This window comes from Streptomyces sp. NPDC090119 (assembly GCF_044747085.1).
Lineage (GTDB): Bacteria > Actinomycetota > Actinomycetes > Streptomycetales > Streptomycetaceae > Streptomyces.
In genome coordinates, this window is sequence record NZ_JBIVDK010000001.1 from 1,018,431 (window position 1) to 1,040,684 (window position 22,254).

The 22,254-nt window shown below is 72.2% G+C and carries 21 protein-coding genes; 13 read left to right on the forward strand and 8 right to left on the reverse strand.

The genetic code is table 11. The annotated features are described in order from the left end of the window. Window position 1: 1 nt before the first annotated feature. Complete coding sequence (locus ACIPPM_RS04700; protein ID WP_401442926.1) at window positions 2–1,045, forward strand: SRPBCC family protein; 1,044 nt, start codon at window positions 2–4, stop codon at window positions 1,043–1,045. 62 nt (window positions 1,046–1,107) lie between these two features. Here ACIPPM_RS04700 and ACIPPM_RS04705 read toward each other — a convergent pair whose 3' ends face one another. After that, window positions 1,108–2,295, reverse strand: coding sequence for an epoxide hydrolase family protein (locus tag ACIPPM_RS04705; protein WP_401442929.1), 1,188 nt, complete (start codon window positions 2,293–2,295; stop codon window positions 1,108–1,110). Between the two features lie 114 nt (window positions 2,296–2,409). Between ACIPPM_RS04705 and ACIPPM_RS04710 the strand changes: the two genes are divergently transcribed. From ACIPPM_RS04710 to ACIPPM_RS04720, 3 genes are all read left to right on the forward strand, one after another. Beyond that, complete coding sequence (locus ACIPPM_RS04710; protein WP_401442931.1) at window positions 2,410–3,705, forward strand: PP2C family protein-serine/threonine phosphatase; 1,296 nt, start codon at window positions 2,410–2,412, stop codon at window positions 3,703–3,705. Between the two features lie 148 nt (window positions 3,706–3,853). Next, window positions 3,854–4,945, forward strand: coding sequence for an aromatic acid exporter family protein (locus ACIPPM_RS04715; RefSeq protein ID WP_401442934.1), 1,092 nt, complete (start codon window positions 3,854–3,856; stop codon window positions 4,943–4,945). Between the two features lie 117 nt (window positions 4,946–5,062). After that, window positions 5,063–6,193: an amidinotransferase gene (locus tag ACIPPM_RS04720; protein ID WP_401442937.1), complete on the forward strand. Its 1,131-nt coding sequence runs from the start codon at window positions 5,063–5,065 to the stop codon at window positions 6,191–6,193. 13 nt (window positions 6,194–6,206) lie between these two features. Here the strand turns inward: ACIPPM_RS04720 and ACIPPM_RS04725 are convergent, their stop codons facing one another. Continuing rightward, entirely contained in the window at window positions 6,207–7,715 is a 1,509-nt protein-coding gene (locus tag ACIPPM_RS04725; RefSeq protein WP_401442939.1) for an MFS transporter, read from the reverse strand. Window positions 7,716–7,902: 187 nt separating this feature from the next. Between ACIPPM_RS04725 and proP the strand changes: the two genes are divergently transcribed. Continuing rightward, a complete protein-coding gene (proP, locus tag ACIPPM_RS04730; RefSeq protein ID WP_401442941.1) occupies window positions 7,903–9,399 on the forward strand; it encodes a glycine betaine/L-proline transporter ProP in 1,497 nt (498 codons plus the stop codon). A 78-nt stretch (window positions 9,400–9,477) separates the two neighbouring features. Here proP and ACIPPM_RS04735 read toward each other — a convergent pair whose 3' ends face one another. Genes ACIPPM_RS04735 through ACIPPM_RS04745 form a run of 3 tightly spaced genes read right to left on the reverse strand, consistent with a single transcriptional unit; the run spans window position 9,478 to window position 11,452 of the window. Further along, window positions 9,478–10,284: an SAM-dependent methyltransferase gene (locus ACIPPM_RS04735; protein WP_401442944.1), complete on the reverse strand. Its 807-nt coding sequence runs from the start codon at window positions 10,282–10,284 to the stop codon at window positions 9,478–9,480. Window positions 10,285–10,319: 35 nt separating this feature from the next. After that, a complete protein-coding gene (locus ACIPPM_RS04740; protein WP_393912260.1) occupies window positions 10,320–10,577 on the reverse strand; it encodes a DUF397 domain-containing protein in 258 nt (85 codons plus the stop codon). Beyond that, a complete protein-coding gene (locus ACIPPM_RS04745) occupies window positions 10,574–11,452 on the reverse strand; it encodes a helix-turn-helix domain-containing protein (protein ID WP_401442947.1) in 879 nt (292 codons plus the stop codon). Before ACIPPM_RS04745 ends, ACIPPM_RS04740 begins: the two co-directional genes overlap by 4 nt. Before the next feature lie 162 nt (window positions 11,453–11,614). Here ACIPPM_RS04745 and ACIPPM_RS04750 point away from each other — a divergent pair, with 162 nt between their 5' ends. Then, a complete protein-coding gene (locus tag ACIPPM_RS04750; RefSeq protein WP_401442950.1) occupies window positions 11,615–12,055 on the forward strand; it encodes an ATP-binding protein in 441 nt (146 codons plus the stop codon). A 23-nt stretch (window positions 12,056–12,078) separates the two neighbouring features. Here the strand turns inward: ACIPPM_RS04750 and ACIPPM_RS04755 are convergent, their stop codons facing one another. After that, the gene (locus tag ACIPPM_RS04755) at window positions 12,079–13,530 is read right to left on the reverse strand and encodes a PP2C family protein-serine/threonine phosphatase (RefSeq protein ID WP_401442952.1); all 1,452 of its coding nucleotides are present in this window, start codon (window positions 13,528–13,530) and stop codon (window positions 12,079–12,081) included. Between the two features lie 26 nt (window positions 13,531–13,556). Between ACIPPM_RS04755 and ACIPPM_RS04760 the strand changes: the two genes are divergently transcribed. The 7 genes from ACIPPM_RS04760 (at window position 13,557) to ACIPPM_RS04790 (ending at window position 19,563) form a co-directional block, all read left to right on the forward strand. Beyond that, window positions 13,557–14,372: an SAM-dependent methyltransferase gene (locus tag ACIPPM_RS04760; protein ID WP_401442954.1), complete on the forward strand. Its 816-nt coding sequence runs from the start codon at window positions 13,557–13,559 to the stop codon at window positions 14,370–14,372. A 97-nt stretch (window positions 14,373–14,469) separates the two neighbouring features. Next, the gene (locus ACIPPM_RS04765; protein WP_401442956.1) at window positions 14,470–15,057 is read left to right on the forward strand and encodes a lytic transglycosylase domain-containing protein; all 588 of its coding nucleotides are present in this window, start codon (window positions 14,470–14,472) and stop codon (window positions 15,055–15,057) included. Window positions 15,058–15,222: 165 nt separating this feature from the next. Next, window positions 15,223–15,585 (forward strand): BatC protein, encoded by a 363-nt coding sequence (locus ACIPPM_RS04770; RefSeq protein ID WP_393591147.1) that lies wholly within the window; start codon window positions 15,223–15,225, stop codon window positions 15,583–15,585. Then, complete coding sequence (locus ACIPPM_RS04775) at window positions 15,582–16,787, forward strand: cupin domain-containing protein (RefSeq protein WP_401442958.1); 1,206 nt, start codon at window positions 15,582–15,584, stop codon at window positions 16,785–16,787. Before ACIPPM_RS04770 ends, ACIPPM_RS04775 begins: the two co-directional genes overlap by 4 nt. A 7-nt stretch (window positions 16,788–16,794) precedes the next feature. Continuing rightward, the gene (locus ACIPPM_RS04780) at window positions 16,795–17,691 is read left to right on the forward strand and encodes a sucrase ferredoxin (protein WP_401442961.1); all 897 of its coding nucleotides are present in this window, start codon (window positions 16,795–16,797) and stop codon (window positions 17,689–17,691) included. 30 nt (window positions 17,692–17,721) lie between these two features. After that, window positions 17,722–18,564 carry an SDR family oxidoreductase gene (locus ACIPPM_RS04785; protein WP_401442963.1) on the forward strand — a complete coding sequence of 281 codons (843 nt, stop codon included), beginning with the start codon at window positions 17,722–17,724 and terminating at the stop codon, window positions 18,562–18,564. A gap of 60 nt (window positions 18,565–18,624) precedes the next feature. Further along, a complete protein-coding gene (locus ACIPPM_RS04790) occupies window positions 18,625–19,563 on the forward strand; it encodes an SDR family oxidoreductase (RefSeq protein ID WP_401442965.1) in 939 nt (312 codons plus the stop codon). Here ACIPPM_RS04790 and ACIPPM_RS04795 read toward each other — a convergent pair. Continuing rightward, window positions 19,554–20,555 carry a helix-turn-helix transcriptional regulator gene (locus tag ACIPPM_RS04795; RefSeq protein ID WP_401442968.1) on the reverse strand — a complete coding sequence of 334 codons (1,002 nt, stop codon included), beginning with the start codon at window positions 20,553–20,555 and terminating at the stop codon, window positions 19,554–19,556. The two genes, ACIPPM_RS04790 and ACIPPM_RS04795, sit on opposite strands and share 10 nt — an antisense overlap. 60 nt (window positions 20,556–20,615) lie before the next feature. Further along, window positions 20,616–21,998 carry a sugar porter family MFS transporter gene (locus tag ACIPPM_RS04800; protein WP_401442971.1) on the reverse strand — a complete coding sequence of 461 codons (1,383 nt, stop codon included), beginning with the start codon at window positions 21,996–21,998 and terminating at the stop codon, window positions 20,616–20,618. Window positions 21,999–22,254: the final 256 nt, after the last annotated feature.

The following is a 22,254-nucleotide window of genomic DNA, read 5'->3' on the forward strand; positions in this document are numbered from 1 at the left end:
CATGGCAGACACGAAGACCGACACCGACACCGACACCGGTCAGGACGACGCCAAGGAGCAGGCCGGCTCCGGTCTCGACGCGCTGCGCGACGAACTCGTCGACTACCTCGGCGCCCAGGCGGAACACCTGGTGGAGAAGACCGGGGACAGACTCTCCGACCTCACCCAGCAGCTCCTCGACTCGGCCGAGAACGGCGGCGGCTTCCTCACCGGCGTCGGCAGCCGCATCCTCAAGGGCGAGTCCCCGCTGAAGGCACTCGTGGCCCAGAAGGCCGGGGACGTCAAGGACAAGGTGGTCGAGGGAGCCAAGAGCCTGTTCGGCAAGAGCAAGGGCAAGTCCGGCCGCGCCAAGGTGATGAACATCGTCGAGGTGCTGGACATCGGCGTGCCGCTCCGCGACGCCTACAACCACTGGACCCAGTACGACGAGTTCAGCGGCTTCACCAAGGGCGTGCAGAGCGTGTCCCAGGGTGACGAGGTCACCAGCGACTGGAAACTCAAGGTCGGCCCCTCCAAGCGCAGTTACAAGGCGACCACCCAGACGCAGATCCCGGACGACCGGATCGTCTGGACCTCCGAGGGCGCCAAGGGCACCACCCGCGGCTGCGTGACCTTCCACGAACTCGCCCCCGCGCTGACCCGCATCGTCCTCGTCGTCGAGTACTCCCCGTCCGGCTTCTTCGAGAAGACCGGCAACATCTGGCGCGCCCAGGGGCGCCGACTGCGCCTGGACTTCAAGAACTTCCAGCGTTACGTCAGCTTCGCCGACCCGGACGTCGAGGGCTGGCGCGGCGAGATCCGCGACGGCGAGGTCGTCCGCTCCCACGAGGAGGTCGTGGAGGAGGAGCAGCGCGAAGAAGAGGAAGGCGAAGAGGGCACCGAGGGGGAAGAGGGCGAAGAGGAGTACGAGGACGAGTACGACGAGGAGGACGGCGACGAGGAAGAGGGCGACGACGAGGAGTACGACGACGAAGCCCCCGACGGGGAGGACGACTTCGAGGACGAAGAGGAAGAGGAGGACGAGGAGGTAGAGGAAGCGAGGTGACATCCGCACCGCTCACCGGGCGCGCCCGCCCCCGCCACGGCGGCCGCGCCCGGCGAGTGTGATCAGCCCAACTGCCGGAAGAACGCCCGGATGTCACCGACGAGCGACTCCGGCTGCTCCATCGCCGCGAAGTGCCCGCCCCGCTCGAACTCCGTCCAGCGGACGATGTTGTTCGTCCGTTCCGCGAGATGCCGCAGCACGATGAAGTTCTCCCGGGGGAACGAGGCGAACGCGGTCGGGGTCCTGGAGGGCTCCATCGGCACGCCCCCGTAGTCGGCGTGGGCCCGCTCGTAGTAGATGCGCGCGGAGGAACCTGCTGTCCCGGTCAGCCAGTACAGCGTGACGTCGGTGAGCAGCTGGTCACGGTCCACGGCGTCCTCCGGCCGGTCCGCCGAGTCCGTCCACTCCTTGAACTTCTCCGCGATCCAGGCCAGTTGTCCCACGGGGGAGTCGGTCAGGGCGTAGGACAGCGTCTGCGGGCGGGTGGACTGGATGTCGGCGTAGCCCTGCTTCTCCCGGCTCCACTCCTTCATCCGCTCCCAGGAGGCGAGGGTGCGTTCGCGTTCGGCGGGGCTCAGCACGGCGAGTTCCTCCCCGGTCGGCTCGGCCGTCGCACCGGCGCCGGGGATCATGTTCAGATGGACGCCGATGACCCGTTCGGGGCGGATACGGCCCAGCTCGCGGCTGACGGCCGCGCCCCAGTCGCCGCCCTGGGCGCCGTACCGCTCGTAGCCCAGGCGGTCCATCAGCTCCGCGAACGCGGCGGCGGTCCTGCGGTACTCCCAGCCGGTCTCGCGGGTCGGTCCGGAGAAGCCGAAGCCGGGAATGGTCGGCAGCACCAGATGGAAGGCGTCGGCCGGGTCGCCGCCGTGTGCGCGGGGGTCGGTCAGCGGGCCCGCGATCCGCTCGAACTCGGCGAACGAACCGGGCCAGCCGTGCGTGATGATCAGCGGGGTGGCGTCCGGCTCCGGGGAACGCAGGTGCGCGAAGTGGATGTTCGCGCCGTCGATCGTGGTCGTGTACTGCGGCCACTCGTTCAGCCTTGCCTCCGCCGCCCGCCAGTCGTACGTGTGCCGCCAGTAGTGCGCCAGCTCGCGCAGATAGCCGAGCGGAACGCCGTAGTCCCATCCGACGCCGGGCAGCTCGTCGGGCCAGCGGGTGCGGTCGAGACGGTCGCGCAGATCCGCCAGCTCGCTCTCCGGGACGTCGATGCGGAACGGGCGGATACCGGCGTCCGGTGAAGTCGTCATAGCGGCGCAGCCTAGGGGCCTGTCGTCCGGTGCGCCGGATCATTTTCGGCGGGGCCCATCGGCCGAACGGCTCTCGCCCGGTGCGGCCCCGCACGCGCCGGGTACCTGCCCTGCATGGACAGCTTCGACGTGGATTCGGCATTGCGGGAGGCACTGGACCGGCTCACCCTGCTGGACCAGACCGCGGCCGTACTGGCGAGCACGCTCGACGCGGTGGAGGGGATGAGCCGGGTGTGCCGGGTGCTCGTCCCGGCGCTGGCGGACTGGAGCGTGGGCGACCTCATGGACGAGGCCGGCCACCTGGAGCGGGTCTGCGTCACGCACGGCGAGCCGGGCACCCCGCCGGCCGGCCTGATCGGCGCGCTGCCCGGGGTGGGGGACTCCGAGGACCCCTGGTCACGGGTGCTGCGCGGCGCCGGGGCGCTGCTGCTGTCGGCCGAGCGGCTGGAGCCGGACGCGGAGACCACCGACCCGTTGCACGCGCTGAACAGCGAGCTGTTCCGGCGGCTGGGCGGCGGTTCGGGCATCGTCGCCCCGCTGCGGGCCCGGCGCCGGGTGCTCGGCGCGCTCACCCTGGTGCGCGGACCGGAGCGGGAGCCGTTCGGGGAACGGGACCTGGCGCTGGCGGAGGGGCTCGCCCACCGGGCGGGTCTCGCGGTGGACAACGCCCGGCTGCACACCGAGGTGCAGACCATCGCCGAGCGCCTGCAGCGCTCCCTGCTGCCCAGCCTGCCGGTCGTGGGCGGCCTGCGCATCGCCGCCCGCTACACCCCCGCCGCCTCCGCCGCGCAGGTCGGCGGGGACTGGTACGACAGCTTCGTACTGCCGCAGGGCGACACCACGCTGATCATCGGCGATGTCACCGGCCACGACCTCCAGGCGGCCGTGACCATGAGCCAGATCCGCAACATGCTGCGCGGGATCGCCTGCGACCGCCAGGAGCCGCCGGGCCGCATCCTGCGCCGTCTGGACCTGGCGATGGCCGTGCTGTACCCGCACCAGACCGCCACCTGCGTCTACGCCCTGCTCAAGGGCCCCGAGAACGGCCGGTACCAGCTGGACTGGGCGTCCGCCGGGCATCTGCCGCCGCTGCTGGTCACCCCCGCCGGGGACACCACCTATCTCGACGCCGCCCGCGGCATGGTCCTCGGCGTCGACCCCGAGGCCCAGCGGGTCGGCGCCAGCGCCGTGCTGCCGCCCGGCGGCACCCTGCTCCTCTACACCGACGGCCTGGTCGAACGCCGGGGCGAACCCCTCGACCACAGCCTCACCCGGCTGCGCCAGCACGCGGCCGCCCTGGTCGACCGGAACCTGGACGTCATGTGCGAGGAACTGCTCACCGGCCTCGCCCCGGACGCCGAGGACGACGTCGCCATGATCGCCCTGCGACTGCCCACCTCAGCCCCCTGACCTCGACGAACCCGGCCGTCCGGCACCGTCTCCACCGTTCAACCGGGCGCCGCGCCGAGGCATGACGGGCGCGTCCGCGTGGCACCCGCCCTGAGTGCGAGGGATACGAGCGACATGGCACGGGCTGACGACGGATGTGTCCGGGGCGGTGGCCGCCGCACGACGGGCCTGGGCGGGACCCAGCCGGGAACGCGACCTCGTGGTGCAGGCGCTGAAGGCGGCGCTGGCCGCCTGGGTGGCCTGGGCGGTGGCGGGCTGGTGGCTCGAGGCGCCGGTGGCGTTCGTCGCGCCCTGGGTGGCGGTGGTGCTGGTGGAGTCCACCGTCTACCGCTCCCTCACCCATGGCCTCCAGCAGCTCGCGGCGATCGCGGTGGGCACGATCGTGGCCACCGCCGTCGGGCTGCTGCTCCCGCACACCGAGGCCGCGATGGCCGTCGTCCTGCCCGTGGTGCTGCTGCTCGGCCAGTGGCGCAGGCTCGGCAGCCAGGGCATCTACGCCGCCACCGGCGCCCTGTTCACCCTGACCGCCGGACCCGTCTCCGTCGTCACCTCCGCCGCCCGGCTCGGCGAGGCGCTGTTCGGCGCGGTGGTCGGCCTCGCCGTCAACGCCCTGATCCGGCCGCCCCTCTACCTCCGCGACGCCCGCGCCCTGCTCCAGGACGCGGCCGACGAGACCCACGACATCCTCCAGCAGGTCGCCGAGGGGCTCGCCCACGGCGACCTGGACCCCGACGAGGTGACCGGCTGGCACGACCGCGCGGTACGGCTCTACCCGCTGGTCGAGCAGGCCAAGGCGGCCGTCGGCTGGAACCGGGAGAGCCTGCGCATCAACCTCCGCCACCGTCCCAAGGCCGTGCCCCAGCCCGGCCGCGGCTACGACGACGCGGTCACCGTGCTGGAGTACGCGGCGGTGCACACCACGGGCGTGACCCGCACGGTGCTGGAGACCGTCTCCGACGAGGACGAGGCCACCCGGCTGGAGCCGGGCCTGGCCCGGCACTACGCCCGCTACCTCAGCCTGACCGCGCACGCCCTGCGCCTGTACAGCAACAGCCGCTTCGGACCCGCGACCGAGGACGGACTGCGCGAGGCGGTGCACGACATGCGCGAGACCCTCCAGACCCTCCGCCAGGACCTGGTCCGCACCAGCGGAGACGACCCCGCCGGAGTCGCCGTCTACGGCGCCCTGCTCGCCCAGGCCCACCGCCTGGCCCGGCAGATGGTCCTCTCGGCCAACTGAACCGGTACCCAGCCCGGTGCCCGCCGGAGGAGTCGCGGGGCACCGAACGTGGTACGAGAAGGACGTAAGGGATTTTTACCAACGGATTACCTTCGGTGATCGAAGGGACCGCCCGTCATGCTGACCTCCACGAGCACGACCACGCCCCCGACCGCCGCCGCCGAATCCCCCGTCTCCCCGGTGAACTCGCACAACGAGTGGGACCCGCTGGAGGAGATCATCGTCGGGCGTCTCGAAGGCGCCACGATCCCCTCGAAGCACCCCGTGGTGTCCTGCAACGTGCCCCGCTGGGGCGCCGGGCTCCAGGGGCTGGCCGCCGGGCGGAGATACCCGCGCACGCTGATCCGGCGGGCGCAGCGCGAACTCGACCGGTTCATCGACCTGCTGCGCTCCCTCGGCGTCACCGTCACCCGCCCGGAAGCCGTCGCGCACCGGCGCCCCTTCGCCACCCCCGACTGGTCGTCCAGGGGGTTCTGCAACACCTGCCCCCGGGACAGCCTGCTCGTCGTCGGGGACGAGATCATCGAGACGCCGATGGCCTGGCCCTGCCGGTACTTCGAGACCCACTCCTACCGGAGCCTGCTCAAGGACTACTTCCGGCGCGGCGCCCGCTGGACGGCGGCCCCGAAGCCCCAGCTCACCGACGAGCTGTACGAGCGGGACTTCCGGGTGCCGGGGCCCGGCGAGCCCATGCGGTACCTCCTCACCGAGTTCGAGCCGGTCTTCGACGCGGCGGACTTCGTACGCGCCGGACGCGACCTGTTCGTGACCCGCAGCAACGTCACCAACGGCATGGGGATCGAGTGGCTGCGCCGCCACCTCGGGCCCCGGTACCGCGTCCACGAGATCGAGAGCCGCTGCCGTACGCCCATGCACATCGACACCACGTTCGTGCTGCTCGCGCCCGGCAAGGTGATGATCAACCCGGAGTACGTCGACGTCGACCGGCTGCCCGGCGTCCTGGACTCCTGGGACGTGCTGACCGCCCCGGAACCCGACCCGATCCACGACCCCCTGCTCAAGGTCACCTCGATGTGCGGCAAGTGGCTCAGCATGAACGTACTGATGCTCGACGAGCGGCGCGTGATCGTGGAACGCCATCACACCGGCATGGTGCGCGCCCTGGAACGCTGGGGATTCGAGCCCGTCCCGTGCGACCTGCTGCACTACGCGCCCTTCGGCGGCTCCTTCCACTGCGCCACGCTCGACGTCCGGCGCCGGGGCGTGGCGCGGTCCTACTTCCCCTGAGGCCGGGCGGCGGTCAGGTGTGCCGGGCGTGCACCGGGCTGTTGGCCACCTCGTCCGGACAGCCGTGCCGGGAGCGCCGGTCGCGCCGCCAGTCGAACGCGGCGAGCGCCAGCGAGGCGGCCATGCCGAGCAGCGCGGCGGCCAGCGCGGCGACTAGCGCGGTGCGGTAGTCGCCGCTCCTGCCGAGCACCACGTAGAACAGGCCGGGCAGCGCCGCGGTGCCCACCGCGGCACCCAGGCGCTGCCCGGTCTGCAGCGCACCCCCGGCCGCGCCCGCCATGCGCACCGGCACATCGCGCAGGGTCATGGTGATGTTGGGCGAGACCACGAAGCCGCTGCCGATCCCGCCGAGGAACAGCACCGGCGCGGCCACCCAGGGCGCGATCCCGAGCGGCGCGAACCGCAGCAGCAGGGCGGTACCGCCGAGCCCCGCGATCACGCCCGCCAGACCGCACACCGTCAGCACCCGGCCGAACCGCTCCACCAGCCGCCCCGCCAGCACGGCCGCGCTCGCCGAACCGAGGGCGAAGGCGGTCACGGCGAGGCCCGACATCAGCGGCGAGTAGCCGAGACCGTGCTGGTAGAACAGCGCGAACACCAGCCAGACCCCGCTGAAGCCGATGAAGTACAGCGTGCCCACCCCCGCGCCGACCGCGTAGCCGCGCACCGAGGTGAACAGCCGGGGATCGAGCAGCGGCTGCGCGTCCCGGGCGACCAGGCGCCGCTGCCACAGCACGAAGCCGACCAGCAGCACGGCCGCGGCCGGGAACAGCCACCACAGCCGCCCGATGCCACCGGAATCCGCCTGGACCAGCGGATACATCAGCGCCAGCACCCCGGCCCCCAGCAGCGCCACGCCCACCACGTCCACGCGCCCCCGCCCCGACCGCCGGACGCGGGGCAGCAGCCGACGGCCCAGCAGGACGGCGAGCAGTCCGATGGGCACGTTGACGTAGAAGATCCACCGCCAGCCCTGTTCGCCGGAGGCCAGGGCGAGGATGGCGCCGCCGGTGATCGGGCCGATCGCGGAGGAGATGCCCACGGTCGCGCCGAAGAAGCCGAAGGCCCTCCCGCGTTCCGCGCCCCGGAACATCTGCTGGATCAGCGCCGAGTTCTGCGGCGCCATGCACCCCGCCGCGAGCCCCTGGCAGAGCCGGGCCAGCACCAGCAGCGTGATGTCCGGCGCCGCGCCGCACGCCGCGCTGAAGATCACGAACCCGCTGAGCGCCAGCAGGAAGATACGGCGCCGGTCCAGCGCGTCACCCAGCCGTCCGGCGGTGACCAGGGCGAGCGCGAAGGTCAGGGCGTACCCGGACACCACCCACTGCACCTCGGCCGGGGTGGCGTGCAGATCCCGCTGGATGGTGGGCAGCGCCACCGCGACGATCGTCACGTCCAGCAGGCTCATGAAACCGGCGACCAGGGTCACCCACAGCGCCCGCCACCGGCGCGGGTCCGGTTCGTAGCCGTCCGCCGGGGCGGCCGGGCGCCCGCCGCCCGTCGTCGATGCCGACCGAGTCACCAGGACTCCTCTCGCATGGAAAGCGGCACAGGGCAGTCGAGTTCCCCGGCAGGCACCCGGGCACTCGTACGGCCCCTTTTTGATCACCCTCGGTAGCAGCTCAGGCGCGCAGTGAAGAGGATCGTTTGAGCACGCGCTGACGGTGCAGGTGTTCTGCTTGAAAACGTGTACGGCGAAAGGAACACCCATGGCGGCCCTCGACAACGAAGATCCGGTGGACCCCGGTGCGGTCAGACGGCACCGGGTGCTGTTCCGGGCGATCGAGCGGCGCCGCAACCCCAAGCTGCGCCGTAGCGACATCACGGTCACGGACCAGGCCGCCGTGAAGCGCGCCACCAAGGCGGCCGCGCTGGGCAACGCCATGGAGTGGTACGACTTCGGCATCTACAGCTATCTCGCCGCCACCCTCGGCAAGGTGTTCTTCCCCTCGGGGAACGACACGGTGCAGCTGCTCAGTTCCTTCGCCACCTTCGCCGTCGCGTTCCTGGTGCGGCCGCTGGGCGGCATGGTCTTCGGGCCGCTCGGTGACAAGATCGGCCGCAAGCGCGTCCTGTCCATGACCATGATCATGATGGCGGTGGGCACCTTCGCCATCGGGCTGATCCCCTCGCACGCCGCCATCGGCCTGTGGGCACCGGCCCTGCTGATCCTCTTCCGGCTGATCCAGGGCTTCTCCACGGGCGGCGAGTACGGCGGCGCCTCCACCTTCATCGCGGAGTACGCCCCGGACAAGCGGCGCGGGTTCTTCGGCAGCTTCCTGGAGTTCGGCACACTCGCCGGATACGTCGGCGCCTCCGGCCTGGTCGTCATCCTGAGCACCGTCCTCGGCGACGACCAGATGCTGCACTGGGGCTGGCGCATCCCGTTCCTGGTCGCGGCGCCGCTCGGCTTCATCGGCCTCTATCTGCGGCTCAAGCTCGACGAGACGCCCGCCTTCCAGAAGCTGGAGGGCGGCCATGTCCACGCGACCGAGGCCGCCGACACGGTGGAGACCTCGGCCGCCGCCGACCTGGGCAAGATCTTCACCCGGTACTGGCGGCCGCTGGTGCTGTGCCTCGCGCTCGTCGCGGCGTACAACATCACCGACTACATGCTGCTGTCGTACATGCCGACCTATCTGTCGGACGAGCTGGGCTACCCCACCAACCACGGGCTGCTGATCCTGCTGCTGGTGATGGTGCTCCAGATGGGCGTCATCAGCCAGGTCGGACGGCTCTCCGACCGCTTCGGGCGCAAGCCGCTGCTGATGGCGGGGATGCTCGGGTTCCTCTTCCTGTCGGTGCCCGCCTTCCTGCTCATCCGGCAGGGCAGCGTCGTCCTCATCACCCTGGGCCTGCTGATGATGGGGCTCTCCCTGGTGGCGATGCTCGGCACGATGTCGGCGGCGCTCCCGGCGATCTTCCCGACCCAGGTGCGCTACGGCTCCCTCTCGGTGGCCTACAACCTCGCCACCTCGATCTTCGGCGGCACGACCCCGCTGGTGATCACCTACCTGATCAGCGTCTTCCACACCAACCTCATGCCCGCCTACTACGCCACCGCGGCCGCGGTCGTCGGTGTCATCGCGGTGCTGTGCATGAAGGAGACGGCCAACAAGCCGCTCGCGGGCTCACCGCCCGCCGTGGAGACGGAGCAGGAGGCCGCGGAGATCGTCCAGGCCCAGGCCCCGGCACCCAGGTTCTGACCCGCCACGGGTCGTCGTACGACGGAACGCCCCCAGCCATCGCGGCGCGGGGGCGTTCCGTCCGTGCGGCCGTGGTCGCTACGGCTTGATGCCCACTCCGGTCCACAGGCTGATCTCCGCGTCGGTGGCGGTCGGTTCGGTGTCCGGGCGCCAGCGGTGGCCCAGAGAGACACCGGGATCGAGCAGCTCCAGCCCGTCGAAGAAACGTGCCACCTCCGCGCGGGAGCGGAACTGCACCGGCGTCCCGGCACCGTTGTAGAGGTCGGCGAGCTTCTCCCAGGTCGGCGCGTCGAAGTCGGGCGTGCAGTGGCTCAGGGCGAGCGCGCTGCCCGAGGGGAGCACGTCCAGCAGCCGTGCCACGATGCCGTACGGGTCCCGGTCGTCCGGCACGAAGTGCATCAGGGCGTTCAGGGACAGCGCCACCGGCTGCCCCATGTCCAGGACCTCGCCCAGCTCGGGGGAGTCCAGCAGCGACTGCGGGTCGTTGACGTCCGCCTCGATGTACGCGGTGCGGCCCTCGGCGGTGCTCCGCATCAGGCGCTCGGCGTACTTCAGGACGAGCGGGTCGTTGTCCGCGTACACCACCCGGGCGTCGGCGACCACGGACTGGGCCACCTGGTGCAGGTTGGGCTCGGTGGGGATGCCGGTGCCGATGTCCAGCCACTGCCGGATGCCGTGCTCCTGGGCCAGGACCCGGGTGGCGCGGTGCATGAAGGCGCGGTTCTCGCGGGCGCACAAGAAGATGCCGGGGTAGACCGACGCCGCCGCCTCCCCCGCCTGCCTGTCTATCTCGAAGTGGTCCTTCCCGCCCATGTAGTAGTCGTACATCCGGGCGGAGTGGGGCCTGCTGGTGTCGATGTCCCGCGCCGCGTGTGAGTTGGTCATGCTGTCCCTTTTCGGTGTGTGCGTGGGGGGAGAGGTCAGCCGCTGGTCAGATGGTCGGCGAGGCCCCGCTTGACCCCCGCGACGAACGCGGTGATCTCCTCCGGGGTGTAGATCAGCGCGGGTCCGGCGGGGTCGGTCGACTGGCGCAGCGCCACCCGGCCGTCGGCGAGCTGCTTGGTCTGCACGCACTGGCCGCCGTTCGGGCCGCTCCAGGGGGACTCCCAGCCCTGCTCGCCGAGGTCGGAGGCGGGCATCCCGTTGTAGGCGTGGCCACGGTCGTCGATGGTGGTCATGAGTACTCCTTGCGCATGCGGTTCAGCAGCGCCCTGCTCTGCGCGTCGGAGGACAGCAGGGACATGCGGTTGTGCGCCTCCAGATGGGCGACCACGTCGGAGCGCTGGTCCAGGTACATCGCGCCGGAGAGGATCTCGCTGTAGACGATGTCCGGCAGCTCCGGCTCCTCGAACCGGAAGTACGTGAACGGCGCGCACGCCCCCACATGCGCACCGGCGGCGAACGGCACCACGTCGACGCTGACGTGCTCCAGCTCCGAGAGCTCCAGCAGCCGGTCGATCTGCTCCCGCATCACCTCGGGACCGCCCACCACCCGGTGCAGGACGGCCTCCTCCATCACGACCCACAGCGTCGGCGAGTCGGCACGCTCCAGCAGGACGCTGCGGCGCAGCCGCAGGTCCACCCGGCGCGCCAGGTCCTCGTCACCGTCGTTCGGGAAGCCGCCCGCGAGCACGGCGCGCGCGTACGCGTGGGTCTGGAGCAGGCCGGTCACGTAGTGCGGCTCGTAGGTGCGCAGGGTCTTCGCGCCGGTCTCCAGACTCACGTACGCGCTGAACCAGCCCGGCACCACGTCGCGGTAGGCGTGCCACCAGCCGGGTTCGTTGGCCCGCTCGGCGAAGGCGACGAACTCGTCCCGCTCCTGCCGGTCGGCGCCGTAGGTCTCGAGCAGCTTCTCCACGTAGAGGGGCTTGAGCGCCACCTCCGCCTTCTCCAGGCGGCGGATGGTCAGGGCCGTGACCCTGAGCGCCCGCGCCGCGTCCTCCAGCGAGACGCCCGCCTCCTGGCGCCGCTCCTGGAGCCTGCGGCCCAGGACCATGCGGAGCACGGTGGGCGCACTCGTGGTGCTGCCCGCGCTCGAACGGCCTTCGTTCACGCCCTACCTCCTGATGGGCTGTCACTCGTAAGAGTGTGACAGGGAGTTGGTGAAGTAACCAGACGGATAGCGGCTCTCTGTAATTATCAGGGAGTTGGTTGCAGCCTGAACTCGGTTGCGAGCATAGTTACTTGAGTGACCGCCTCACGGAAGGCAATCATCGTGACCCCCACCACGACCTCGTCACCGGACCTGTTGGACGTCGCCGACCCGGACCAGACCCACTGGATCACTTTGCGATCGCACCACTCCAGCGTCCGGATCGCCCGCCGCTCCATGCGGGACCGGCTGGCCGGCTGGCCGCTGCCCGGTGACTTATGCGCGGACGCCGTGCTCCTCGTGTCCGAACTCGCCACCAACGCCGTCCTGCACACCTCCAGCGTGCGCATCCTGTGCGGCATCGGCCTCGTCGCCCACGGCCGTCTGCGCATCGAGGTGCACGACCACGACTACTCCGGCCGGGGCCTCTCCCGGCGCGAACCCGGACCGGACGACGAGGGCGGGCGGGGACTCCTGCTCGTCGAACAGCTCGCCGACCGCTGGGGCGTGGACCGGTCCCGGCTCACCAGCGGCAACGCGGTGTGGGCGACGCTGGCCTTCTGACCCGCCTCGGTCCGTGGCAGGCGTCAGTCCGCCGCGGGCGTCAGTTCGGCCAGCAGCAGGGTCCGGTCGTCCGCGCCGCCCGTGCCCGAGGGCGCGGTCAGCAGGTGCTCGCACAGTGCGGGCACATCGGTGCCCGGCTCGGCGAGGGCCGTGTCCAGGGCGTCGGCCAGGCGGGCTATCTGGTGGTCTATGTCGGCGTCGCGGGACTCGACCAGACCGTCGCTGTAGAGCACCAGCAGCGCGGGCTCCGGCACCGCGAACACGGTCGCCTCGTAGTGGCCCGTGCCCAGCCCCAGGGGCAGTCCGGGCTCGGTCAGCGGGACCGGGGCGGTCTTCCCGTCCGCGCCGCGCAGCAACGGCGGCGGATGACCGGCGCTCACCACGGTGCAGGTGCGCTCCCCGGGCGACCACTCGGCGTAGACGCAGGTGGCGAAGGAGGCGCCGGGCGTGTCACAGGCGAGCGCGTCGAGCCGCCGTACGAGATCGACCGCCGGGATGTCGAAACCGGCGAACGCCCGTACAGCGGTCCGTAGTTGCAGCATGGCGACGGCGGACTCCGGGCCGTGGCCCATGGCGTCGCCCACGATCAGGCTGACCCGGCCGTCCGGCCGCCGCAGCACGTCGAACCAGTCGCCGCCGATGACCGTGTCCGGCCCGGCCGGGAGCGAGCCGTGGCTGACCCGGCAGCCCTCGAAGAGCTGGAGCGCGCCGGACGGCAGGCTGCCCCGGATGGCCAGCGTGGTGCGCCGCTCGTGCTCGTAGCGCCGGGCGTTGTCCAGGGCGACCGAGGCGCGTGCCGCCAGCCCCTCCACCGCCGCCACCTCGGCGGAGGTGAACGGTTCCCGGTCCGGCCCCCGCGTGCACGCGACGAAGCCGATCGTGACGTCCCGCAGCCGCAGCGGCACGACGAGGAAGGACGCCGTCCGCAGCAGCTCGTCCATCCGCGCGTCCCCGTTGCCGGAGGCGAGCAGCCGCGCGGAGGTGTGCGGGTCCACCGCGTCCAGCAGCTGCGCCTGCCCGGAGGACATCGCGCGGGCGTACGGAGTCCCGCGCGGGAAGACGATCACCTCGCCGACCGGCAGCAGCTTCTCCCAGTCCTCCCGCGCGTCCGCCCCCACCCGCAGCGCCAGCCGGTGCGCCTCGATGCGCGGCGGGTCCGGAGCCGCGCCCGCGTTCTCCCCCCGGCGCCACCGCTCCAGCAGATACACCGACGCCGCGTCGGCGAAGGCGGGCGTCAGCGCGTGGGTGAACTGGGCTCCGGTCAGCGGCAGATCGAGCGCCGAGCCGATCGCGTCGGTGGCAGGGGAGAGGAGCGGCCGGCGCGGCGAGGGCCGGGCGGCGGGCGGTTCGTCGATACGGCCGCACGGGTCGTTCCGCAGAGTCGTGCCTTTCCGGGGGGCGAGGACGGCGGCCGCGCGGCCAACAGGGCGGAGCGCTCGCTCGTCGTTCGGGGCAACTATATGATGCGTCGTCAAGTCGCATGTATGGAAAGGAAGTTGCCATGTCGGACAGCGTGGTTGCAGGTTCCGGGACAGAGCCTGACAAGGCGAGCGTCGCCCGGATGTACGACGCCATGCTGGGCGGACAGCACAACTTCGCCATCGACCGGGAGGCGGTGGCCGCCTTCACCGCCATCGACCCCCAGGTGCGCACCCTGGCCCGCGCCAACCGGGACTTCCTCGGCCGGGCGGTGCGCTTCCTGGTCGACTCCGGGGTGCGGCAGTTCATCGACCTCGGCTCGGGCATCCCCACCCAGGGCAACGTCCACGAGGTGGCCCAGGCGGCCGACCCGGACGCCCGCGTGGTCTACGTCGACAACGACCCCGTCGCCGTGGCGCACAGCGCGTCCCTGCTCGCGGGCAACCCGCACGCCGACATCGTCGACGGCGACATCCGCAGGCCGGCCGACATCCTCGACTCCCCCCAGCTGCGCAAGCTGATCGACTTCGAGCGGCCCGTCGCCGTACTGATGAACGCGATCCTGCACTTCATCACGCCCGAGGAGGACCCGGACGGCATCGTGGGCACCTTCCGGGACGCCCTGCCCGAGGGCAGCTGGCTGGCGATGTCCCACGCGACCAACCAGGACCGCCCCGACACCGCCGCCGCCGTGGGGCAGCTCTACCGGTCCCGCGCCACCTCCCCGGTGACCGCCCGTTCGTACGACGAGATCCTCGGCCTGTTCTCCGGCTTCGACCTCGTGGAGCCCGGCCTGGTCCACGTCCCGCTGTGGCGCCCGGACCCGGCCGAACCCCTGCCGGACAACCCGACGGAGTACTGGGTGTACGCCGGGGTGGGCCGCGCCTCCGCCAAGTAGCGGACCAGCAGGATTGAGGCCGGGGCACACGGGCACCTGGGGCCAGAGGACGGCGGGCGTTCCGCCGTCCGGCTGGTGGCAGGGAGAGGCCGTGCTCATGGACAGAAGACCGACTCCGGCGCCGGACGGGACCGGCCACGCCCCGACACCGCCGCTGCTGCCCGGCGGCTACGACCCGGCCGACTACGCCGGGACCGTGGCCCGTGCCGCCGAGGCGGCCGGGGTGTCGCCGGTGCTGCTGATGACCGTGCTGCACAACGAGGCGTACAAACCGCACCATCCGCTCCTCGAACGGCTCTGGCAGTGGTGGAAGCCCGGCGCTTCCTTCGGGGTGGCCAACATGCACCGCGCTGCCTTCGAGTCGGTCCGGCGCGCGTACGGGCTGTCGGGGCGCTTCCAGGACCTGCGCGACGACCCCGCGTTCGCCGTCCGCGTCGCCGCCCTGCACCTGCGTGACCTCGACCGGGTGCTTCCGGCGCGCCACTGGCACCGCTACACCCGCGACGAACTCCTCGCCCTCGGCTACAACGCGGGCGAACGGAACATGCGGGCCTTCGCGCGGGGCGTCCCGCCGGGTCCCATGGCGCGGTCGTACCTGCGCCGCTACCGCGACTGCCGCGGCCGCGCCGCCGACGCGCTGGCGGAGGGCGGCAGGCCGCGCGACCCGGACGCCGTGGCGGGCTGAACCGCGGGTCCGGCCGCCCGCCGCGGCCCACCGGATGCAGGCGGCCGGTTTCTGGGTGACGGTAGTCGGAGAGGCCCAGCCGACGTGCCCACGCACGGCCGGAGGGTCCGCCCGGCCTTCTCGACCGGGCGGCGGGGTCCACCACGGCGACGGCGAGGAGGAACTGTGGCTACTTCCGATCACCAGCACGAGGGCCCCGCGGACGGCGGAGCGGCGGGCGAGCCCGGCGTCCACGACGGCGGTGCGGACGGCAGCGCCGAGGGTCCGGCGGACGGCGGGGCGGCGGGCGTTCCCGGCGTCCACGACGGCGGAGCCGACGGCGGCGCCGAGGGTCCCGGAGACGGCGGCGCGGCCGGTGTCCCCGGTGTCCACGACGGCGGAGCCGACGGCAGCGCGGACCACGGCGCGGACCATGGCGCCGACCACGGTGCCGACGAGGGCGCCGAGGGCCCCGCGGACGGCGGCGCGGCCGGTGTCCCCGGCGTCCACGACGGCGGAGCCGACGGCGGCGCGGACGGCGGGGCTTGACCAGCCCGGCCGACCGCTCCCGTGATCCCGGCGCCCTCGCGGGTGCCGGGACACTGGAGCGCCGTCTGACCGACCTCGGCCTCGAAGCCTTCGCACGCGACGTCTGGTCGCGCACCGCGCTGCTCACCCGCCGCGCGAGCGACTTCTCCGACGTCTTCGACGCCGACGCGGTGGACGAACTCCTCTCGCGCCGGGGCCTGCGCACGCCCTTCCTCCGGGTCGCCAAGAACGGCACCGTGCTCCCGGAGTCGTCGTACACGTCGCCCGGCGGGGTCGGCGCCACCATCTCCGACCAGCTCGACGACACCGCCCTGTGGCGGCTGTTCGCGGACGGCGCCACGCTCGTCCTCCAGGCGCTCCAGCGCACCTGGCAACCCGTGGGGGAGCTGTGCGCCGGGCTGAGCGCCGAACTGGGGCACCCGGTGCAGGCCAACGCCTACATCACCCCGCCGCAGAGCCAGGGCTTCGACGACCACTACGACGTCCACGACGTCTTCGTGGTCCAGATCCAGGGCAGCAAGCGCTGGCTGGTGCGCGAACCCGTCCACCCGGACCCGCTCAGGGACCAGCCCTGGACCGACCGCCGGGCCGCCGTCGCCGAGGCCGCCGAGGGGCCCGCGTACATCGACACCGTGCTGGAGCCCGGCGACGTCCTCTACCTGCCGCGCGGCTGGCTGCACGCCGCCCGGGCGAAGGGCGAGGTCTCCATCCACCTGACCCTGGGCGTCCACGTCCGGACCCGCTACGCGCTGGCCGAACAGCTCGCCGAGGCCGCGCTCGCCGCGCTGCGCGACGACCCCTGGGCCCGCGCCTCCCTGCCGCTCGGCGCCGACGCCACGGCCCAGATGGTCGACGGCGTCCGCGAACGCCTCACCGAGGCCGTCGCCCTGGCCGACCCGACGCCGCTGTTCCACCGCACCCGGCGTGGCCAGGGCCGCCCGGCGCCGCTCGGCCCGCTGGCCCAGCTCGCCGCCGTCGACGCCCTCGGACCCGAGTCGCCCGTACGGCTGCGCGACGCGCTGGAAGCACGGCTGGAGGGCGCCCGCCTGACGACACGGGTCGGCTGGCTCGACTTCCCGGAGGCCGACCTGCCCCCGGTCGCCCGCCTGCTCGACGGCGAGGTCCGTAGCGCCGGTGACCTCGGGCTCCCACTCGCCGGACGGCTGCTGCGCGCGGGCGTACTGGTACCGGCCGGACAGTAGCGGCCCGGTGACCACCACAGACCGGTTCTTCTGCGCCGACGCCGCCCGGATACGCGGCGACTCCATCGCGGGCACCGCGCCCCGCGGCACGGTCTGGGTGCTGATCGAGTACCGGGGCGCGTGGCCGCCCGACGGCTACGACGGCATCGACCTCGACCCGGTGGTCAAGGCCCACGTCTGGGCGGCCGCCCACGCGGTCCGCGCCCGTATCTTCCTGGTCAGGCGGCTCGCCCGTCCCAGACCCGAGGGGCCCGGCCGGTGGGCGGTACTGCACTACGAGCGGTCGGGCGCCTGCCGCCAGCGCTGGGGCACCTGGACCGGCGACCAGGACCTCGTGGAGATCGCCGAGGCGCTCCGGTCGCCGGGGCGGCTCGACCAGCCGCCCGTCGTCCTGGTCTGCGTCCACGGGCAGCACGACATCTGCTGCGCCGTGCGCGGGCGCCCCGTGGCCCGCGCCCTCAGCGAGCGGTGGCCCAACCTCGTCTGGGAGTGCACCCACGTGGGCGGGGACCGGTTCGCCGCCAACGTCGTCGTCGTGCCCGACGGGGTGTACTACGGCAGTCTCGACCCCACGTCGGCCGTGGCGGTGGTCGAGGAGCACCTGGCCGGGCGCATCCACCCCGACCACCTGCGCGGGTACACCGACCTCGCCCCGCCGCAGCAGGTCGCCGTCGCCGCCCTGCTCGCCCGCTTCGGCCCGGCCGGCCGCTACGACTACACGGTCACCGGGACCGCCCGCGACGGCGACGACTGGCGCATCCGCGTCGAACTCCACGCCCCCCGCCCGACCGCCTTCGACATCGAGGTGCACGCCCACCGCACCGCCCCCTACCGGCTGACCTGCCGGGGCCCGGTGCCGAGCCCCGCGGTCGCCTACGAGGTGCGGTCCATCGAGTCGGTCTGATCCCGGAAGGATCGTGAAAGGCAGGACACCATGACCAGCACCTGGTTCATCACCGGCACCTCGTCCGGGTTCGGCCGCATCCTCACCGAGCGGCTGCTCGCGCGCGGCGACCGGGTGGCGGCCACCCTGCGCCGCCCCGAGGCCCTGGACGACCTGCGCGCCGAACACGGCGACCGGCTCCGGGCCGCCCGGCTCGACGTCACCGACAGCGCGCAGGTCGCTCAGGTCGTCACCGACGCCTTCGCGGACCTGGGCGAGATCGACGTCGTCGTCAACAACGCGGGGTACGGAGTCTTCGCGTCCGTCGAGGAGGCCACCGAGGAACAGATCCGGCGGGTGATCGACACCAACCTGCTCGGTTCCATCCACGTCATCCGTGCCGCGCTGCCCCATCTGCGCGCCCAGGGCCACGGCCGCATCCTCCAGGTCTCCACCGCGGGCGGACAGACGACCTACCCCGGCTTCGCCTACTACCACGCCTCCAAATGGGGCATCGAGGGCTTCTGCGAGACGGCCGCCGAGGAGATCGCCCCCTTCGGCATCGCCCTCACCATCGTCGAGCCCGGCGCCACCCCGACCGGGTTCGGCACCGCTCTGGACACCGCCCCGCCCATGCCGGAGTACGCCGCCACCCCGGTCGGTGAGATCCGCCAGGCCCTCACCGACGGCACCTTCGTCCTCCCCAACGCCCCGGAGAAGATCGCCCAGGCCATGATCGACCTGATCGACAGCGGCGCCGCTCCGCTCCGGCTGCCCCTCGGCTCGGACACGTACCACGACGTCCGCGCCGATCTGATGGCCCGCCTGACGGAACACGACGGACAGCGGGACGCGGCCTTCTCGGTGGTCAGCGACGAGACGGAGTCCTCGTGAAAATGCCACGCGAAAAGAAAGGTGACGTGAACTGTCACCATTGGCGTGCACCGTAGAAGCATGACCCAAGACCTCAGCACACAGCTCACCGACCGGATCGCACTCGTCGCCGGGGCCACCCGTGGCGCCGGGCGGGCGATGGCCGTCGAACTCGGCCGGGCCGGAGCCACCGTCTACGTCACCGGACGCACCACTCGTGAGCGGACCAGTGAGGTCGGGCGGGACACGGAGACCATCGAGGAGACGGCGGAGCTGGTCACGGCGGCCGGAGGCACCGGGATCGCCGTACCCACCGACCATCTGGAGCCCGACCAGGTGCGCGCCCTCGTCGAGCGGATCGACCGCGAGCGGGGGCGGCTCGACATCCTCGTCAACGACCTCTGGGGCGGCGAACACCTCCTCGTCAACGCGGTCTTCGGCAAGAAGAGCTGGGAGACCCCCCTCGACGACGGCCTGCGCATCCTCGAACTCGGCGTGCGCTCGCACGTGATCACCGCCGCGCTCGCCCTCCCGCTCCTGATCCGCTCCGAAGCCCCGCTGCACGTGGAGGTCACCGACGGCACGGCGGTCTTCAACCGCCGCTACCGGGAGAACCTCTACTACGACCTCGCCAAGAACGCCCCCATCCGCATCGCCTTCGGCCTGGGCGAGGAACTCAAGGAGTACGGCGGCACGGCCGTCGCCGTCACGCCCGGCTTCCTCCGCTCGGAGCAGATGCTCGGCCACTTCGGTGTGACCGAGGAGAACTGGCGGGACGCGGCCGCCCAGGAACCCGACTTCGCCACCGCCGAGTCGCCCGCCTACCTCGCCCGCGGCATCGCCGCCCTCGCCGCCGACCCGGAGCGCGCCGCCCGCTGGAACGGCAGGTCCACCTCCAGCGCCGAACTCGCCCGCACCTACGACATCACCGACGTCGACGGCAGCCGTCCGGACGTCTGGGCGTACTTCGAGGAGGTCAAGTCCGGCCGCAAGCAGGGCACCCCCGACGACTACCGCTGACCGTCCACGCCGTACAGCGCGGCGAGGGCCCGCGCGTGCGCGCGGAAGCGGGCGCGCAGGCCCTCCGGGGCCAGTACCTCCACGTCCGCGCCCAACTCGCTGAGCTGGGCGAACGCGACCTCCTCCGACTCCACCGGCAGTTCCAGCGTGCTCCGGCCGTCGGCGTCCGGCGCGCTCGCCGACGCCAGCGCCTCGGTGACCCCGGCCGGGTCCGCGATGGCGGCGAGGCGGTGCAGGCCGCGCTCGGTCAGGCGCAGGGTGGCCGTCGTCCGCAGCAGCGTCCGCGCGAACCGCGCCGCGTTCTCCTGCCAGTACGCGGTCAGGTCGAAGCCGGGGTCGCGGACGAAGGGCTCGTCCTCGGTGGGGGAGAGGGCGGTGACCCGGTCGACGCGGTACGTGCGCCAGGCGCCGTCCCGCCCGGCCGGTACCCGGCCCACGACGTACCAGACGCCCGCCTTCAGTACGAGCCCGTACGGCTCCAGCAGGCGGGTCACCGTGTCGTCCCGTCCCGGCCGCGCGTAGCTGATCCGGACGATGCGGTCGGACCACACGGCACGGGCCAGCTCGGGCAGCAGCTCGGGTGTCGACGGCTCGCGGAACCAGGCCGGGGCGTCCAGGTGGAAGCGGCGCACCGACGACTCGGCCGCCGCGCGGAGCGACGGGAGCAGGGTGGCGGAGAGCTTCAGCCGGGCGGTGTCCGCCGCGTCGGAGAGGCCGAGGTCGCGCAGGGCGGTGGGCAGGCCGGAGAGGTAGAGCGTCTCGGCCTCGGTGGGGTGCAGGGTGGTGAGCCGGGTGCGGTGACCCGGCGCCAGGTGGTAGCCGCCCGCACGGCCGCGCTCGGCGCGGATGGGGACGCCCGCCTCCTGGAGGGCCTGGGCGTCGCGGATCACCGTACGCCGGGAGACGTCCAGTTCACGGGCGAGGGCGTCGGCGGTCAGGCCGGGGCTGGACTGGACGAGCAGGGCCATGCGGATCAGACGGGCGGCACGCATGGCTCAAGCATCACGTACCGGGGAGGCGCGGGCGCCCCGCACCTCCCCGGCCGACGACGGCTACGACCGGGCGAAGTCCCGCGGCCGGAACTTCCGCTCCTTGAGGTGCTGTTCGATGTCCTCCAGGCTGCGTCCGGTGAGTTCCGGCATTTTCCGCCAGACGAACACCCACGCGGCGACGTTGAACAGGGCGTAGATCCAGAAGACCTGGCCCACCCCGAAGGCGCTGATCATGGTGAGCAGGGTCAGGGTGATCAGCAGGTTGGTGCTCCACAGCGTGGCCGACTGGACGCTGGTGGCCGCCGACCGTACCGACAGCGGGTGGATCTCCGAGCCGGTGAGCCAGCCCATGAGCTGGAGACCGCCCGCGTTGAAGAACATGAAGGCCAGCAGGCAGCCCACGATCGCCGGGACGTAGGCACGGGTGCCGTGGCCGGTGACATAGAGGGCGCCCAGGGCGAAGAGGGCGAGCGCGGCGCCGGGCACCATGATCAGGGTGAGCCTGCGGCGGCCGACCTTGTCCACGATCCACAGGCCGACGATCATCATCAGCAGGTAGACCACGCCGAGCGCCACGCTGATCCGCAGGGCGTCGGTCTGCGGGAAGCCGTTGTCGGTGAGGATGGTCGGCGCGTAGTAGATGATCATCTCGATGCCGGAGAGCTGGGTGAAGGCCGCGATGCCGCAGCCCACGATCAGCGCCGGGCGCACCCACGGCTGCCGCAGCCCGCGCCAGCCCCGCTCCGCGCGGTCGGTGTCCTCCTGCTGCTTCGCCAGACCGGTGATCTCGTCCAGCTCGGCGTCCACGTCGTAGCCCTCGGGCCGCAGCTCCTCCAGGACCTCGCGCGCCCGGTCCGTCCGCCCATGGCGCAGGATCAGCCAACGGGGGCTCTCGGGCAGTCGCAACTGGCCCAGCAGCATCAGCAGGGCGGGTACGGCGGCCGCGCCGATCGCCACCCGCCAGGACACGGCCTCGGTCGCACCGACGACCGTGGCGATGACGATGCCGACGCCGATGGCCAGCTGGAAGCAGAGCACCAGCCGTCCCCGGATCGCCATGGGGGCCAGCTCGGCGACGTACATCGGCACCGTCTGGGTGGCGCCGCCGACCGCGAAGCCGAGCAGCACGCGGGCGAGCGCCAGACCGACCGCGTTGGGGGCGAAGGCGCAGGTCAGGCTGCCCAAGATGAACACCCCGCAGATCAGCAGGATGGTGCGGTGCCGCCCGAGGCGCTCGGACAGCCGACTGCACACCAGGGAGCCGATCACGGCACCGAGCAGGATGCCCGCCGCGATGGTCTCCTTCATGGTGCCGCCGATGTGGAACTCGTCGGAGATCTGGAGCAGCGCGCCGGAGATGATGCCGGTGTCATAGCCGTACAGCAGACCGCTGATCGCGGACACCACGGCCGCCATCAGCATGTGCCCGTTCAGACCGCCCACTTTGGCGCGATCCGTACGGCGGGGCTTGCTGGTTGTCCCTCGTTCGTGTGACTCGCCGGGGCGGCGGTCCTCCACGCTCTGCACTGACACCGTGATCCATTCCTTCGAATCCGGGTCTCTCGGCGCCCGGACTGGGAACGTCTGCCCTGATGAGAGCGGGTGATGCGCACAGAAGGGGCGGACCATACCAGCCATCGACGCATCGTGTTCGCATGGACACGCAATGTTGTCATCGGTCAAGCGATGCGGAATGCTC

Excerpts from the sequence above, each read along its gene's own strand:
- ACIPPM_RS04790 (WP_401442965.1), top strand. The coding sequence starts at position 18,625 with ATGACCCAAGACCTCAGCACACAGCTCACCGACCGGATCGCACTCGTC.
- ACIPPM_RS04720 (WP_401442937.1), top strand. The coding sequence starts at position 5,063 with ATGCTGACCTCCACGAGCACGACCACGCCCCCGACCGCCGCCGCCGAA.
- ACIPPM_RS04740 (WP_393912260.1), bottom strand. The coding sequence starts at position 10,577 with ATGACCACCATCGACGACCGTGGCCACGCCTACAACGGGATGCCCGCC.
- ACIPPM_RS04700 (WP_401442926.1), top strand. The coding sequence starts at position 2 with ATGGCAGACACGAAGACCGACACCGACACCGACACCGGTCAGGACGAC.
- proP (WP_401442941.1), top strand. The coding sequence starts at position 7,903 with ATGGCGGCCCTCGACAACGAAGATCCGGTGGACCCCGGTGCGGTCAGA.
- ACIPPM_RS04795 (WP_401442968.1), bottom strand. The coding sequence starts at position 20,555 with ATGCGTGCCGCCCGTCTGATCCGCATGGCCCTGCTCGTCCAGTCCAGC.
- ACIPPM_RS04705 (WP_401442929.1), bottom strand. The coding sequence starts at position 2,295 with ATGACGACTTCACCGGACGCCGGTATCCGCCCGTTCCGCATCGACGTC.
- ACIPPM_RS04765 (WP_401442956.1), top strand. The coding sequence starts at position 14,470 with ATGGACAGAAGACCGACTCCGGCGCCGGACGGGACCGGCCACGCCCCG.
- ACIPPM_RS04785 (WP_401442963.1), top strand. The coding sequence starts at position 17,722 with ATGACCAGCACCTGGTTCATCACCGGCACCTCGTCCGGGTTCGGCCGC.
- ACIPPM_RS04735 (WP_401442944.1), bottom strand. The coding sequence starts at position 10,284 with ATGACCAACTCACACGCGGCGCGGGACATCGACACCAGCAGGCCCCAC.
- ACIPPM_RS04710 (WP_401442931.1), top strand. The coding sequence starts at position 2,410 with ATGGACAGCTTCGACGTGGATTCGGCATTGCGGGAGGCACTGGACCGG.
- ACIPPM_RS04760 (WP_401442954.1), top strand. The coding sequence starts at position 13,557 with ATGTCGGACAGCGTGGTTGCAGGTTCCGGGACAGAGCCTGACAAGGCG.